Source organism: Pseudomonas sp. FW305-3-2-15-C-LB1 (assembly GCF_058787615.1).
On record NZ_JBYSZX010000020.1, the window covers coordinates 1 to 14,763 of the forward strand.

The window sequence follows — 14,763 nt, forward strand, 5'->3', positions numbered from 1 at the left end:
CGCATATCCAAACACCTCAGATTTGGGCGCCATCATAGCGCCCGATTGAAGTGTCCAAAATCATTAGGCCAGTTCAGTTTGCCCCCCTCCCACATTCGGATCATAGACAATTCGAGGTCAGCGCAAGGCCCGGCGCAGTACTTTGCCGACGGTGGTCTTGGGCAGTTCAGTGCTACGGAACTCCACGAACTTGGGCACCTTGTACCCTGTCAGGTACTCCCGGCAATGCGCCAGAATCTGCTCCTGCGTGAGGTTCGGGTCCTTGCGCACCACGATGATTTTCACCCTCTCCCCCGTCACGCCATCTTCCACCCCAATCGCCGCCACTTCGCCCACGCCTGGATGCAGCGCCACCACATCCTCGATTTCATTGGGGTACACGTTGAAGCCCGAGACCAGGATCATGTCCTTCTTGCGGTCCACCAGGCGGATATAGCCGCGCTCGTCCATTACGCCGATATCGCCGGTCGACAGCCAGCCGTCGGCGTCCAGCACCTCGGCGGTCGCCTCAGGGCGTTTCCAATAGCCCTGCATCACCTGCGGCCCGCGCACTTGCAGTTCGCCCTGCTCGCCGATGTCGGCCAGTTCGCCGTCTTCGCGCATGAAGCGCACCCAGGTCGACGGCAAGGGCACGCCGATGCTGCCGGTGAACTCCATCTCACGCATGCGCGCAATGTTGATCGGGCTGATGCTCACCACCGGCGAACACTCGGTCAGGCCGTAGCCTTCGATGATCGGCAGCCCGGTGACTTCTTTCCAGCGCTTGGCCACCGCCGTGTGGGTGGCCATGCCGCCGGCGATCACCATGCGCAGGTCGGAAAAGTCCCGCGCACAGAACTCCTTGTTCTCCAACAAGCCGTTGAACAATGTGTTGACCCCGGCAATGCCGTTGAAACGCTCCTTGCGCAGGATCATCTGCACCCGTTTCACGTCCCGTGGGTTGGCGATCAGGATGTTGCGCCCGCCCAGGCACATGAACATCAGGCAATTCACCGTCAGGGAAAAGATGTGGTACAGCGGCAACAAGGTGACGTTGGTTTCCTGCTTGTCCTGGTCCAGTTGGTCCCCCACCCACGCCTTGGCCTGCAGCAGGTTGGCGATGATATTGCGGTGGCTGAGCATCACGCCCTTGGCGTCGCCGGTGGTGCCGCCGGTGTATTGCAGAAACGCCAGGTCGTCCAGATGCATCCCCACTGGAAAATGGTTGAGTGCCCGCCCCTGTTTCAGCACTTGGTTGAAGCGCACCGAACCGCGCAGGTTGAACGCCGGCACCTGTTTTTGCACACGGCGCAGGATGAAATTCATCGCTGCGCCCTTGAAGGTGCCGAGCAGGTCACCGATGGCCGCGATCACCACGCGCTTGACGCTGCTGCCGGTGATGACTTTTTCCAGGGTGTGGGCGAAGTTCTCGAAGATCACCACGGTTTCTGCGCCGCTGTCCTTGAGCAGATGCTTGAGCTCATGGGCGGTGTACAACGGGTTGACATTGACCACTACCGCACCGGCCAGGATCGTGCCCAACAGGCAGATCGGGTACTGCAAGCAGTTGGGCATCATCAGCGCCACGCGGTCGCCCTGTTTGACCCCCTGCCCCTGCAGCCAGGCCGCAAAAGCGTAGCCTTGCACCTGCCAGTCGGCATAGGTCATTTCGGTGCCGATGCTGACGTACGCGACCCGCTCGCGAAACTTATCCAGATGCTCCAGGAACACCTCGCGCAACGACGGATAGTCCTCGATACCGGCATCGATATCCGCCGGGACGCCAGGCAGGTAAGCGTTCAACCAGACCCGTTCGGTGTGTTCCAGGCTTACAGCGTTCATGGCAGTCTCCTTGTTGTTGTTTTTGATAGAGCTACTTTTCGACGATGGCGGTAATGCCCAGCCCGCCCGCCGCGCAGATGGAAATCAGGCCGCGCCCACCCCCGTTCTCGTGAATGAGCTTGGCCAGCGCCGCCAGTTGGCGGCCACCGGTGGCCGCAAACGGGTGGCCGCAACCGAGTGAGCCACCGTTGACGTTCATTTTTGCGCGGTCAATGGCCCCCAGCGGTGCCTCCAGGCCTAGGCGCTCGCGGCAATAATCGGCGTCTTCCCAGGCCTTGAGCGTGCACAGCACCTGAGCGGCAAAGGCTTCGTGGATCTCGAAGAAATCAAAGTCGTTGAAGCTCAAACCTTCACGCTGGAGCATGCGCGGCACTGCGTAGGCCGGGGCCATCAACAGGCCTTCGGTGCCGTCGACGAAGTTCACCGCGGCGGTTTCGCCGGTACGCAGGTAGGCCAGCACCGGCCAGCCGTGTTCGGCGGCCCACGCCTCGCTGGCCAATAACACCACCGAAGCGCCATCGGTCAGCGGCGTGGAATTGCCCGCCGTGAGCGTGCCGTCCTGGCGGTCGTAGGCCGGGGCCAGGCCGGCGAGTTTCTCCAGGCTGGCGTCGGCGCGCAGGTTGTTGTCCTTTGCCAGCCCGCGATGGGGGCTGATCAGATCGTCGAAGAAGCCGCGCTTGTAGGCCGCTTCCAGGCGCTGATGGCTGGTGAGGGTCAACTCATCCTGGGCCAGTCGCTTGATCTGCCAGCGCTTGGCCATTGCTTCGCAGTGCTCGCCCATGGACAAGCCAGTGCGTGGCTCGCCATTGCGCGGCAGCAATGGTTTGAAGAACATCGACGGCCGAACCTTGAGCAACGTCTTCAACTTGGCGCCCATGCCCTTGGCGCGGTTGGCAGCGAGCAAGGTGTGGCGCAGGGATTCGTTGATGCCGATCGGTGCGTCGGAGGTGGTATCGGAACCGCCAGCAACGCCCACCTCGATCTGGCCCAGGGCGATCTTGTTCGCCACCAGCAAGGCCGCTTCCAGGCCGGTGCCGCAGGCTTGCTGCACGTCGTAGGCCGGCGTGTCCGGGGACAAGGTGGTAGAGAGCAACGACTCACGTGCCAGGTTGAAATCCCGTGAGTGCTTGATCACCGCCCCGGCGGCAAACTCACCGAGGCGCTGGCCGTGCAGGTTGTAACGGTCGACCAGGCCCTGCAAGGCGGCCACCATCAGGTCCTGGTTGCTGTCGTGGGCGTACACCGTGTTGGAGCGGGCAAACGGGATGCGGTTGCCGCCGATAATCGCCACGCGGCGAGCCGGCGGCGGGTTGAAGCTGTAGTCACTCATCGAACGCTCTCATTCCAAATGAATAGGCCACGCATATGGGGCTTGTCGCCAGCGAAGTTGCGCACTTCGAATTCACGGCGCGGGCCGGTCACGGGGCGATTCCACAGCGCTACCTGGCCGGGCAGGAAGACCGGCAGCTTGAAGTCGCAATGAGCCTCGGCCTGGTCCAGCCCGCCGGGCGGTTGCTGGGCGGCGAGCGCCCGGCCCAGGGTCCACATGCCATGGGCGATGGCGCGGCGGAAACCGAAGAGTTTCGCGCCGATCAGCGAGGTGTGAATCGGGTTGAAATCCCCCGACACCCTGGCAAAACGCCGGCCCAGGTCGGCGGGCAACACCCAGCGTTGGGTGCGCAACAGACCCTCCTCCTGCAACGGCAACACGTCGTCCCACGGCTGGCCGACCGGGTCCTTGACGTCCCGGCGCAGGTACAGGCTGTCGCTCTCCCAGACCAGGGTGTCGGCGCCGTAGGCACGGGTGGCGATGCTCAGCGCCTGGCCTTTGGGATGGGCGACCCAGCGCTCGGCGTACACCTCCAGGCGCAACGCCTGGCCCGGGTGCAGGCGCTGGTGCTGGCGAATGCGATTGGCCAGGTGCACCATGCCACTGGCCGGGTACGGGAAGCTTGGGCGCGTGAGCAGCATCAGGTGCAGCGGGAACGCCAGCACATGGGGATAGGACAACGGCACACCCTGCTCGCGACGAAAACCGCAGGCGCGGCCATAGGCCTCAATGCCGGCGCCGGACAACTCTGCGGCCACGCGCACCAGGCGCTCCCTGGGCAGCACCGGCGCGCCGTCGAGTTTGGGTTTGCGCAAGGCGCGCACGCCATCCAGCAGCAAGCGGGTGCGCGATGGCGGCGGGTCGATAATCTGCGTCACATAATCCATGGCTCAGGCCCCCAGCAGGCTTTGCCCGCACACGCGTACAACCTGGCCATTGACCCCGCCGGAAGCCGGGTGTGCCAGCCAGGCGATGGTCTCGGCCACATCAATCGGCTGACCGCCCTGGGACATCGAGTTCATGCGCCGCCCCGCTTCACGGATCATCAGCGGGATTTTTGCGGTCATCTGGGTCTCGATGAACCCGGGCGCCACCGCATTCACCGTGACCTGCTGCGCCGCTGCATGGGGTGCCAGGCCTTGCACCAGGCCAATCACACCGGCCTTGGAGGTGGCGTAATTGCTCTGGCCGAGGTTGCCGGCGATGCCGGAGATCGACGACACGCACACGATGCGCCCGCCGGGATTGAGCCCCTGGTTGTCCAGCAACGCCTGGCTCAGTTGCAACGGTGCGTCGAGGTTGACGGCCAATACGCTGCGCCACGCCGCCTCGGGCATTTTGGCGATGGTTTTATCACGGGTGATCCCGGCGTTGTGCACCACCACATCAAACCCGCCGTATTGGCTGGTGTGGGCCTGCAACAAGCCGGCAGCATCCGGGGCAGTGATGTCCAGCGGCAACGCGGAGCCGCCAACGCTGGTGGCGGCTTGCTGCAATGCGTCTTGCGCCTGGGGCACGTCCACGCACACCACATGCGCGCCCTCCCGGGCTAACACCTGGGCAATCGCCAGGCCGATGCCACGCGAAGCGCCGGTGACCAGGGCGCGGCGGCCGGCGAAGGGTTTGTCCCAGTTGACCGTGACCTGGCCATCTACCGGTTGTTCCAGGCGCACCACTTGCCCGGACACATAGGCCGAGCGGCGCGACAGGAAGAAACGCAGGCTGCTGTCCAGCGCGCCTGCGGCACCAGGCGCCACGTAGATCAACTGCACGGTGATCGCCCGGCGCAGCTCCTTGGCCAGCGAACGCACCAGTCCCTCGAGGGCGCGTTGGGCGATGGCCTGGGGCAAGTCCTGGCAATGTTCCGGCGCAGTGCCGAGCACCACCACACGGCCATGGTGGCCGATGCGTTTGGCGTTGGCGTGGAAGAATTCATACAGCTCGTCCAGCTGCTGCAGACTGGCCACGGCGCTGGCGTCAAACACTGCGCCCTGCACCTTGACCGTGGACGGTGCCTTGGGCGTGGCCGGGGTGGCGGTGACCGTGTCGGTGGCCGCGAACACACGCTGCACTTCAGCGGCCAGGCGCCCTGCCCCAGCGACGATCACCGGGTTGACCAGGCCGTGCTGGCCGCTGCGATGGCGTTGCAGCGGCAGCGGTTGCGGTAAACCCACGGCCTGGGCCAGGCGACGGCCCCAGGGGGAATTGACGAACGAGAGGTAGCTGTCACTCATAGATAGATTCACTCACCACACATACATGCCGTGTAAACCCGGTCTGTGTGGGAGGGGATTGCCCTCCTCCCACACAGATTGGTTTTTTTCCTAATTGACCGAGGCGTTTTCGCTTTGGCTGGCGCGACGTTTCGTCGTCGGCTCCAGCGCTTGCTTGCGCTGTTGCAACGCCTCCAGCAAGCCGAAGTCCTGCGGGAAGTCGTCCACCTGAATGCCGTGGTCGGCGTATTCCACATAACGCCCGAGCAAGGTGTCTTCATCGTCGCTGATCAGGTCCAGTGCCCGCGCCTTGACGCGCCAGGTCGTGAACGCCGTGGCGGAGATCGGCATCGGCTCGATCAGGCCCTGCTTGACGGCGGATTTGAGCCGGGCCTCGATCAGCTCCACTTGCGGCAACAGGCGAAAGCCCAATTCGCCATAGGCCAGCTTGTCGATTTCCGGACGCGGAATGTAGGAATTGGCCAGCAGGCGATCGCGGGTTTCCCCCGGCGTCTGCACCACATCGGCCACCTGGGCCAGCAGGCGGTCCGACGGTTTGCGCAGCGGGATGCCGAAGGGAAACGTCAAGGCCTTCAGCACGGAGGCGGCGGCTTTCGACGGGTAATTGTCGAGCACTTCGGCCAGTGCTTCATGGGCGCGCAGCAAGGCGTCCTGGGCCGCCCAGTGCACCAGCGGCAAATCCGCCTGGGGCCGGCCGTCATCCTCGAAGCGCTTGAGCACGCAGGACAGGATGTACAGCTGCGACAGAATATCCCCCAGGCGCCCGGTGATACTTTCCTTGCGCTTGAGGGCTCCGCCCAGCACGCCCATGGAAATGTCCGAGACCAATGCCAGCACCACCGACAGGCGATTGGCCTGGCGGTAGTAGGACGCCAGCGCGGGGTCGGTCTTGGCGGGAGCAGAAATCAGCCGGCCGCCTGTAAGGGAATGCACCACCGCACGCACGGTGTTGGCCAGCACAAAACTCACATGGCCGAACATGGCATTGTCGAATGCTTCCAGCGCCTTGCGCCGATCAGGGTTGCGCGCCGCTTCCATCTCGCGGAACACATAGGGATGGCAACGGATCAGGCCCTGGCCAAAGATGATCAGGCAGCGCGTCATGATGTTCGCGCCTTCCACCGTAATGGCGATGGGGCTTTGCTGATAGGCGCGGGCCAGGAAGTTATTCGGGCCCATGCAGATGCCTTTGCCGGCGACGATGTCCATGCCGTCATTGACGATGATCCGCGCCCGTTCGGTAACGTGGTACTTGGCAATGGCCGAGATCACCGAAGGTTTTTCACCGGCATCCAGGGATGCTACCGACACCTTACGCACCGCATCACAGGCATACAGGTGCCCGGCCATGCGCGCCAAGGGCGCCTGTACCCCCTCGAACTTGCCGATGGGCAGGCCGAACTGTTTACGCATCGCCGCATACGCGGTTGTGCCGCGTACCGCGACCTTGCCCAGGCCGACGTTGGCCGATGGCAGGGAAATCGCGCGCCCGGCGGCCAGGCATTCCATCAGCATGCGCCAGCCGTTGCCGACTTGTTCGCGCCCGCCGATCACCCATTCCAGCGGGATGAACACATCCTTGCCGGTGGTAGGACCGTTCTGGAACACGGCGTTGAGTGGCCAATGGCGGCGACCGCTGTTGACGCCTGGGTGAGACGTAGGAATCAACGCGCAGGTGATGCCCAGCGAACCCGGCGCCCCCAGCAGCCCGTCCGGGTCTTCTGCGCGAAACGCCAGGCCGAGTACCGTGGCGATCGGACCAAGGGTGATATAGCGCTTGTCCCAGGTCACCCGGAAGCCCAGCACTTCCTCGCCTTCATGCATCCCTTTGCAGACGATGCCCAGATCGGGAATCGCCCCGGCATCGGAGCCGGCATACGGGCTGGTCAGGGCAAAGCACGGGATGTCTTCACCCCGTGCCAGACGCGGCAGGTAGTAATTGCGCTGGGCGTCGGTGCCGTAGTGCAGCAGCAGTTCGGCCGGGCCGAGGGAATTGGGCACCATCACCGAAATCGCCGCCGCCGAGCAGCGCGTCGACAGCTTCATCACCACCTGCGAGTGCGCATAGTGGGAAAAGCCTTTGCCGCCGTACTGCTTGGGAATGATCATGCCGAGGAACCCGGCGTCCTTGGTGTATTGCCAGCCCTCGGGGGACATGTCCTGCCAGACCTGGGTGGTTTCCCAATCGTTGGCGATGTCGCACAGGGTTTCCACTTCATTGTCGAGGAAGGCCTGCTCTTCGGCGCTCAGGCTGGCGGGCGCGGCTTGCAACAGGCGCTGCCAGTGAGGCTTGCCGCTGAACAGCTCGGCGTCCCACCACACGGTGCCAGACTCGATGGCCGCGCGCTCGGTGTCGGACATGGCGGGCATGATTGTACGAAACAGCGCCAGAGCCTTGCTGGTGAGCAAGGTGCGGCGCAGGGGTTTGATGGTCATCAGCACTGCAGGCAGAAGCACCAGGAGCGCCGCGACGGTCATGCCGAAACCGGCGACCACGTTGAACAGATAACCGACTGCCAGCCAGATCAGGCCAGCGCCCAGCCAGTGAATGGCAGCGGCTTGTCGATACGCCAGGGCAATCGCAGCTGCGACACCCACCAATAACCAGATAACCATGGGGATACCTCTACTCGATCAGGGCGTGGCAAACACTATGCAGCTCGAAATGAGCGGCGGCGTAAAGCCACACTACAAACTCGGAAAAGCAAATTCAAATTTTATTTTGAAATTTTTATTTAATTCATTGGCGAAAAAATAGCGGCTGAACCCGTCAGCCTGCTCAAGTGATAGTGAAGAGCTCATCACCCCTGAATAGGAGGACGCTCACAGATAAGGGCAGCAAGATGCGCTTGATGCCCTTCTCCATCATCCTCTTAACGTCAGAACGCGTAGGTTGCCGAGAGACTGACCACATCGCCCGACGATTCTGCTTTACCGTCAAGGCTGGCGCCCCCCAGGCGATCGACGTTCTTGGTCTTCAGCTTGACCTCCTGTACGAACTGGTGGGAGTAGGCCACGTCAAAACTCAAGCCCTTGATCGCTTTCACATCGTACCCGGCTCCGAGTGAGAGGAAGGTGCGGTCGCCGTCCGGAATCCGTGGATCACGGGTCGAATTACGCGTTGGCGTCTGGTCAATAGCGACACCGGCACGCAGGGTCAACTCATCGGTAGCGCGGAAGTCGCCACCGACCGAATACATCCACGTATCTTTGTAGTTGTAAGGAATAGAGACGATATTGATATCGCCAGACTTCAGCGTGAGATCCTTGAACGATGACCATTGCGTCCACACCACACTCGCGCCCAAGGTGAAGCGGTCGTTGAATTGGTGCACCCAGTCAAAGCCAGCCGTGGCCGGAATATCGAGCTGGGTGCTGGCATGGGCACCATCGGGGAACAGTTTTAGGCCTGGGTAAGCCACTTCAACCAATGTTCCGTTGCCACCTATCGGGCTGGGTTGGGTCATCAAGGCATAGTTATACGCGTCCGCCCGAATATTGTACTTGCCCGTCATCTTGTTCTTGATCTTGGCATGATAGTTAAGGCCCAAGGTGTCTTGATCAGTTGGTTTCCAGGTCACACCGGTAAACCAGCCTGTCGAAATATTGTCGACCTTGACCCGCATCAGCGCGCCCCCCACGCCTGAGGGAAATTGGACACCACTCAGCTCAGGGCTGTTGGAAAGGGAAGCCGCGGAAAACAAATCGATGTTCTGGCTCACAAAACCTTTGCTGTGCTGAACAATCAAACCGCCACCAATGGAAAACTGATCATTGACCTTGAATGAAAGAGAGCCTGTCAACCCAACGGTTTCGATCTTTGTATCTACGGCAAAATCACGGAATTTGGAGTCCTCATTCCATGTCGAACGCATGCCTTGGGGCACCACCTGGCTCAAACCGAAAGCGAAGCGGTCGCCAAGTGGCATTACCATGAACCCTGTCGGCAACCACGCCGTAAACCCGCCTTGTCCCCCATCGTTGTTGTTCACCGCAGCCGCCGATATATCGGGAAAACCGTTGTCCCCAATTGGAATATTGGCAATAGGGTCGCCTTTGTAATCATTGGCGCTCCCCTTGTATTTGATCTTGATGCGCGCGTAATCGACCGTAAACTGCGCAACGTTATGTTCTACGAAAGCCATGGCTGCCGGGTTGTTGTACGCAGAACTCGGATCGTTCTTGAACAACGAACCGCCAGCAAATGCCCGACCCCAACCAGGTGCCCCATAAGTAGGCGTAGAGAAACCGCCGGCGTGTACAGGCGCGGCAGCCATCACCCCTCCCATTAATGCCAAGCCCAGCAGAACCTGTACCTGTTGTTTTTTATTATTCATACGGCACTCCTTATTGTTATCTCACTGAGTCGGCCCCAGCCGACTCGTGTTGCTACTTGGTTTTCCTGATTTGCTGTGCATCCCGCTCAGGGAAGCACGGTAATACCTGGGGCCACGGCGCCTAGGCTGACAATGGTGCAGCCACCTGTAAGTGGCTGGTTGCTCGCGCCCACACTCAAGCCGCCAGGTGTATTAGCCAGCGAGACAGAGACGGTGGATGGAGCACAATGAGTCGCAGGCCACGCGGGAGAGGTCGTCGCGTAGGTCAAGGCCATGCCGGTGATTTGACCAGTGGCGATGCTGGTAGGCGTCAACCGCCAGGGTAAATCAGTGGGCTGATACAGGGCACAGATCGCCCCTCCGGAAAGTGACACGGTGTTGATTTTCAGCCCTGCACCCTCTGGCTCCACCACGCCTGTAAATGCGAAGCTGCAGTTGACCGCAGCTCCAAATGTCGACGCGGATTTAATGGTTATAGTCCCGCCCGAACTGGTCGTTAAAATCGCGCCGGGTGGACTGAAAGACGCCGCATTGGCAACCGCTCCCAGGCCAAGACACAACACTATCGAGCCTGCCTTTACGAGTGCTATCAAACTCTTCATTACCTTTTCTTCCCTGTGTGACGGTTGATATGAGCGTGAACTGTTATTCAAGGAATAAAAATAGCGTTGGACACTTCGACACTCATCTATACCACCGTACCGCCGCCAGCCGGCATTTGATGGGTTGCTGAAACATCAAGACCATCGGGGCCATTGCCAATACTCACGTTAATAGGCGGCCATCGGCACTGCCACAGAACTAAATCAAGCAAACAAACACGTGCGATCACAGTCGTCTTTTGCACTTGACGTATTCCTCTCTGAACTAATGACAGCGTTCACTCGGTATAAATGGACACTCCACGTTCAAGGGAACACCTGGCGCCCCTCAACAAGCGCCTCAACAGAGACGCTTGTCTTCTTAAGGGGTGATCAGCCCTTTGTTCTCAAACAACCATCAAGGAACAATGGTCAACGTCGGCGATGGGGTGACGCTCAGGCTCACCACGGTGCAACTGCCACTCAGGGTCTGGTTGGCAGCGGTCAGCACACCACCGCTGTAGCCCACGGTAATAGTTGAAGGGCCGCAATTGGAGGCTGGGTACAGAATCGAGCTGGCGATGGTATAGCCGACGTTTGTCACCGAACCGGCGGCAGGGCCCGTGGCAGTCAGGGTCCAAGGCAAACCGGTGATCTTCGGCAGCGCGCACAGGCCGCCACCGGTGACCGCGACGCCAGTGATCTTGGCCACGCCTGTCGCATCGACATTCCCGGTAAACGTGGCACCACAGTTAACGGTGGCCTGGAAGGACGAAGGCGACTTCACCGAGATGGTGCCTGGCGCGGTGAAGCTCGTGTTTACAGGACTGATGCTGTACGCGTTCGCCATCGAAGCAGCACCCATGCAAACAGCCAAAGCAGACAACGATACGAGGGTTTTCAAGCTTTTCATTGTTTTTCCTCACATGTTATGGCGAAGTCATTTCGCCGGGGGTAATGGCCATGAACGAGAGGTCACGGTGAATCTGCAGAACTTCCCTTTCCAGCCAAATTTCAATTCAATTACCGCTGTAACATCCGACGGTTATTCAACAACTTTGAAGTTCGGCGGCATCTTGATCGACACCGTCTTGATCTTGCAGTCTTCGCCAATGGGTACATTGGCGGCTTCCAACTTGCCGGTGGCGTTATCCCAAGTGCCATCAGCCGTCGAAGGTCCGCACTTTCCGCCCAGACCGAATGCATGCACGTCGACGCTGATCTTCGACATGGAACCACTCTTGGTGTCTTTGGCGACTAACACCCACGGCAAGTTGATGGCTTCCACGCGGCTGCACTTGAGGCCGCCGTCGAATTCCACTTTGTCGACATTCACCGAAAAACCATCGGCCGCGACCTTGCCGGCCACCTTGATGGTGCAGTCGGCGCTGATCAGCGCACCCTTGGAGAAGCTGATGGGGCCTTGGGCGGTAAAGGCGCTGCCCGCCGGCTCGATGCGCGCAGCCTGGGCCTGGTGATAGGCAATCAGGCCCAGCGCGGCCAATACGATGTGAGTGGTGAACTTGGCAGGTGATTGCATGGTGTACGTCCTTCCCTTTAATTATTTTTGTTCGGGTCAAACCACTGTATTGCAACTCGTTTTGTAAACCTTGGGCAAAAGCAGCCTGCGCGGCACGCAGGCCCCGAGTACGCCAACAACCGGTTACTTGAACTTAGAACGGCTTGGCGCTGTTACTGTACTTCTCCAGGTACTTCAACCGCTGTGAGGGCTGAAGGTTGGTCAGGGTGATATCCCCGGCGTAATGATTGAGTACGCGATGATCCATGCGCCGCCGCCACAAGTACGGTACATAGGCCCAGACAATCATGCTCGCGTAGCCATAAGGGAGTTGAGGTGACTCATCAAAGTGGCGCAACGACTGATAACTACGGGTCGGGTTGGCATGGTGATCAGAGTGCCGTTGAAGTTGGAACAGAAAGATATTGGTGACAATACGGTTACTGTTCCATGAATGCCGTGGCGAGCAACGTTCATAACGACCATTGGGCAACTTCTGGCGCTTGAGGCCGTAGTGCTCCACATAATTCACTACTTCCAGCAGCGAGAAGCCGTAGATACCCTGGATGATCAGGAACGGAATCACCGCCGCGCCCAACCAGGCGATCATCGCGCCCCATAAGACCACGCTGTACATCCAGGCGCTGAGTACGCCGTTCTGCCAGTGCCAGGCCGGCAGACCAAGCTTGCGCAGGCGTTCGCGCTCCAGGTTCCACGCCGAGCGGGCGCTGAACCACACCGAGCGTGGCAGGAAGGCCCAGAAGCTCTCGCCCAACCGCGAGCTGGCCGGATCTTCCGGCGTCGCGACACGCACGTGATGGCCACGGTTGTGCTCGGTGTAGAAGTGCCCGTAGAAGGTCGGTGCCAGGGTGACCTTGGCCAGGAACACTTCCAGTGGGTTGGGCTTGTGCCCCAATTCATGGGCCGTGTTGATCGCGATGCCAGTGGCGGCGCCGGTCGACATGGCCATGCCCAGGTAGGTGAACCAGCCCGGTTCGCCATGCAGTTGAGTACGTGCGGTGATGTAACTGGCGGCGTGGGACAGCCAGCTGGACGGCTCCAGGTTCGCGGCAGCCTGCAACAGGCCACCCTGGATGATCCAGTCGATTCCGCCCGCGGCGAGCCAGCCGGTGATCACCACCGAGGAGATGACAAACACCACGCCGGTGTAGACGATCCATCGATAGTAGCTTTGTGATTCGAGGTGGCCGACAGCGGATTCGGGCGGGTTGCTCACGTCTTCACCGAGCAAGCCATCGATCAATGGGATCAGGCCGAAGATGACCAGTACACCGACCCACCAGAGTTGCTGGGTACCGGTGCTGATGGCCAGTGTGCCGGAGAGCAACGGAGTGGCCAGGGGCAGGATGCCCAGCCACCACAGGTGACGCTTGCCGTCGGTCCAGATGCTTGGGGCTGCCAGGGCCTGATTCATGGCAGCCTCCGTGTCATGGGGGCAGGAAACAGGTTCAGGGAGCGCTGAGTGCTCCAGGAAATCAACCATGCGATAAAAGACGTTTTTTTCATTTTTATTCGCTCTTAGGCATTTCAAAAATCATTTCAAAATAAACATTGAAATATTTTTTTAAAGAAATAGCGCGGAATCGTTAGGTCGTCAACTACTTTTTCGAAGCCTTTTTTACGTGACCGGGCAGTCTCTTTTTCAGCTGTTTGGTCAGGTCTCTAGGGCAAGCATTTCGGACGGTCCAACCCGCAACGAGGGCCACGATTATTTGTTCGCCAAGGCAAACGGCGGGTGCAGGATCGCGGCGGTTTGTGCTGGCCGCGCACGCTTGGCCAGCTGCTGCACCGCTTCCGCCACCCGTTCGGTGGCGGTGATCGGCAGCATATGCCCGCGCCCCTCCACCACTTGCAGCTTCAGGCCGGGCACCTTGTCGGCCAGGGCCTGGCCGTGTTTGCGAAAGTCCAGCACCTTGTCCCGTGCGCCGTAGATCAGGCTGATGGGCAGCGTCAGCTGCGGGTAGCGCTTGACCATGTCCGGCAGGTGGTCGTTGACCAGGGCGATCTCGCTGGAGGCCGCATAGAAGTTGTCAGGACGCATGCCCAACAGGCCGCCGCCACGGGTGGCGAAGTCCTGCGGGGCACTGTCCGGTGCGAACACGCCCTTGACCACCGAGCGTCTTGTCAACAGGCCCATGGGAACCGTCAGGGTGCGCGACACCCAGCGCCTGAGCCAGGCAGGCCGCACGGCCAGTGACCAGAACACCAGTGGCAAGGTCGGTTGCGGGTGCGTCAGGGGCGCCACCAGTATCAGCCCCGACACCGCATGGGGATGGTCGAGGGCCAGCGCCAGGGAAATCGCCCCACCGAGGGAATGCCCCAGCACCAGCGGTTTATCCAGGCCCAACGTATTGATAAAAGCCGCCACCTGACGCGCCTGGGCCGGCAAGTCTGCGGCAGTGCCTTTATGGCGCGTGGAATAGCCCGACCCCGGTCGGTCGAGGCTGATCACGCGAAAGTGCTCGCGCAACTGACCGGACAAGGCATAGGTCAGGTTGCGACTGCTGCCCATCAGGCCGTGAATCATCACCAGCGGCGGCCCCTTGCCTTCCTCGTAATAATGAAAGCGCTCGCCGTTCACCTCCAGAAAGCGTCCGTTGATCGGAACGGCGGCTTCGATACGCCGCGTCATCCACGTACTGAATCCCCACAACACGGCGCTCGCGCCTACCAACACAGCCGCAGCGATAACCCATTCAACAGCCATAGCTCGGTCCTCTGCATCCCTGCTGCCGGCGACCTGACCGGAATTGATCAAGGCCTCGGCCATCGTCCACACCCTGGACCCGAACGGCGTGCCTGTCCGTCGGACAAATGGCACATGAGGAACCTGGGACTAGCGTAGGCGATATTTTCAGGTAGATTATTTAAAATCTTTTTTAAAATAAGTAATTCAATTTTTCTTTGCAATGGTGTTCTA

The 14,763-nt window shown here is 60.5% G+C and carries 11 protein-coding genes; all 11 read right to left on the reverse strand.

Features of this window, described 5'->3' with window-relative positions; translation table 11 throughout:
* Nucleotides 1-117 precede the first annotated feature (117 nt).
* On the reverse strand, nt 118-1,821 hold the full coding sequence (locus AC3WP7_RS26510) for an AMP-binding protein (RefSeq protein ID WP_071487964.1): 1,704 nt from the start codon (nt 1,819-1,821) through the stop codon (nt 118-120).
* A gap of 31 nt (nt 1,822-1,852) precedes the next feature.
* Nucleotides 1,853-3,151 (reverse strand): acetyl-CoA C-acetyltransferase, encoded by a 1,299-nt coding sequence (locus AC3WP7_RS26515; RefSeq protein ID WP_102592781.1) that lies wholly within the window; start codon nt 3,149-3,151, stop codon nt 1,853-1,855.
* Nucleotides 3,148-4,038 (reverse strand): MaoC/PaaZ C-terminal domain-containing protein, encoded by an 891-nt coding sequence (locus AC3WP7_RS26520; RefSeq protein ID WP_102592780.1) that lies wholly within the window; start codon nt 4,036-4,038, stop codon nt 3,148-3,150. The genes AC3WP7_RS26515 and AC3WP7_RS26520 overlap by 4 nt, the downstream gene beginning before the upstream one ends.
* Before the next feature lie 3 nt (nt 4,039-4,041).
* Nucleotides 4,042-5,385 (reverse strand): 3-oxoacyl-ACP reductase, encoded by a 1,344-nt coding sequence (locus tag AC3WP7_RS26525; RefSeq protein WP_102592779.1) that lies wholly within the window; start codon nt 5,383-5,385, stop codon nt 4,042-4,044.
* A gap of 90 nt (nt 5,386-5,475) precedes the next feature.
* A complete protein-coding gene (locus AC3WP7_RS26530; RefSeq protein ID WP_102592778.1) occupies nt 5,476-8,001 on the reverse strand; it encodes an acyl-CoA dehydrogenase in 2,526 nt (841 codons plus the stop codon).
* A gap of 263 nt (nt 8,002-8,264) precedes the next feature.
* A complete protein-coding gene (locus AC3WP7_RS26535) occupies nt 8,265-9,722 on the reverse strand; it encodes an outer membrane protein transport protein (protein WP_093513384.1) in 1,458 nt (485 codons plus the stop codon).
* 86 nt (nt 9,723-9,808) lie between these two features.
* Nucleotides 9,809-10,324 carry an alkane oxidation protein activator PraB gene (gene praB, locus AC3WP7_RS26540; protein ID WP_092244253.1) on the reverse strand — a complete coding sequence of 172 codons (516 nt, stop codon included), beginning with the start codon at nt 10,322-10,324 and terminating at the stop codon, nt 9,809-9,811.
* Nucleotides 10,325-10,721: 397 nt separating this feature from the next.
* A complete protein-coding gene (praB, locus tag AC3WP7_RS26545) occupies nt 10,722-11,216 on the reverse strand; it encodes an alkane oxidation protein activator PraB (RefSeq protein WP_071487970.1) in 495 nt (164 codons plus the stop codon).
* A 132-nt stretch (nt 11,217-11,348) separates the two neighbouring features.
* Entirely contained in the window at nt 11,349-11,843 is a 495-nt protein-coding gene (gene praA / locus AC3WP7_RS26550; protein WP_102592777.1) for an alkane oxidation protein activator PraA, read from the reverse strand.
* Nucleotides 11,844-11,976: 133 nt separating this feature from the next.
* Nucleotides 11,977-13,257 carry an alkane 1-monooxygenase gene (locus tag AC3WP7_RS26555; protein ID WP_102592776.1) on the reverse strand — a complete coding sequence of 427 codons (1,281 nt, stop codon included), beginning with the start codon at nt 13,255-13,257 and terminating at the stop codon, nt 11,977-11,979.
* A 294-nt stretch (nt 13,258-13,551) separates the two neighbouring features.
* The gene (locus tag AC3WP7_RS26560; protein ID WP_170856066.1) at nt 13,552-14,550 is read right to left on the reverse strand and encodes an alpha/beta fold hydrolase; all 999 of its coding nucleotides are present in this window, start codon (nt 14,548-14,550) and stop codon (nt 13,552-13,554) included.
* Nucleotides 14,551-14,763: the final 213 nt, after the last annotated feature.

What these genes read in the sequence shown, in the direction of transcription:
- AC3WP7_RS26520 (WP_102592780.1), bottom strand. Translation starts at nt 4,038, where the DNA reads ATGGATTATGTGACGCAGATTATCGACCCGCCGCCATCGCGCACCCGC.
- AC3WP7_RS26555 (WP_102592776.1), bottom strand. Translation starts at nt 13,257, where the DNA reads ATGAATCAGGCCCTGGCAGCCCCAAGCATCTGGACCGACGGCAAGCGT.
- AC3WP7_RS26510 (WP_071487964.1), bottom strand. Translation starts at nt 1,821, where the DNA reads ATGAACGCTGTAAGCCTGGAACACACCGAACGGGTCTGGTTGAACGCT.
- AC3WP7_RS26560 (WP_170856066.1), bottom strand. Translation starts at nt 14,550, where the DNA reads ATGGCTGTTGAATGGGTTATCGCTGCGGCTGTGTTGGTAGGCGCGAGC.
- praB (WP_071487970.1), bottom strand. Translation starts at nt 11,216, where the DNA reads ATGAAAAGCTTGAAAACCCTCGTATCGTTGTCTGCTTTGGCTGTTTGC.
- AC3WP7_RS26525 (WP_102592779.1), bottom strand. Translation starts at nt 5,385, where the DNA reads ATGAGTGACAGCTACCTCTCGTTCGTCAATTCCCCCTGGGGCCGTCGC.
- AC3WP7_RS26530 (WP_102592778.1), bottom strand. Translation starts at nt 8,001, where the DNA reads ATGGTTATCTGGTTATTGGTGGGTGTCGCAGCTGCGATTGCCCTGGCG.
- praB (WP_092244253.1), bottom strand. Translation starts at nt 10,324, where the DNA reads ATGAAGAGTTTGATAGCACTCGTAAAGGCAGGCTCGATAGTGTTGTGT.
- AC3WP7_RS26535 (WP_093513384.1), bottom strand. Translation starts at nt 9,722, where the DNA reads ATGAATAATAAAAAACAACAGGTACAGGTTCTGCTGGGCTTGGCATTA.
- AC3WP7_RS26515 (WP_102592781.1), bottom strand. Translation starts at nt 3,151, where the DNA reads ATGAGTGACTACAGCTTCAACCCGCCGCCGGCTCGCCGCGTGGCGATT.
- praA (WP_102592777.1), bottom strand. Translation starts at nt 11,843, where the DNA reads ATGCAATCACCTGCCAAGTTCACCACTCACATCGTATTGGCCGCGCTG.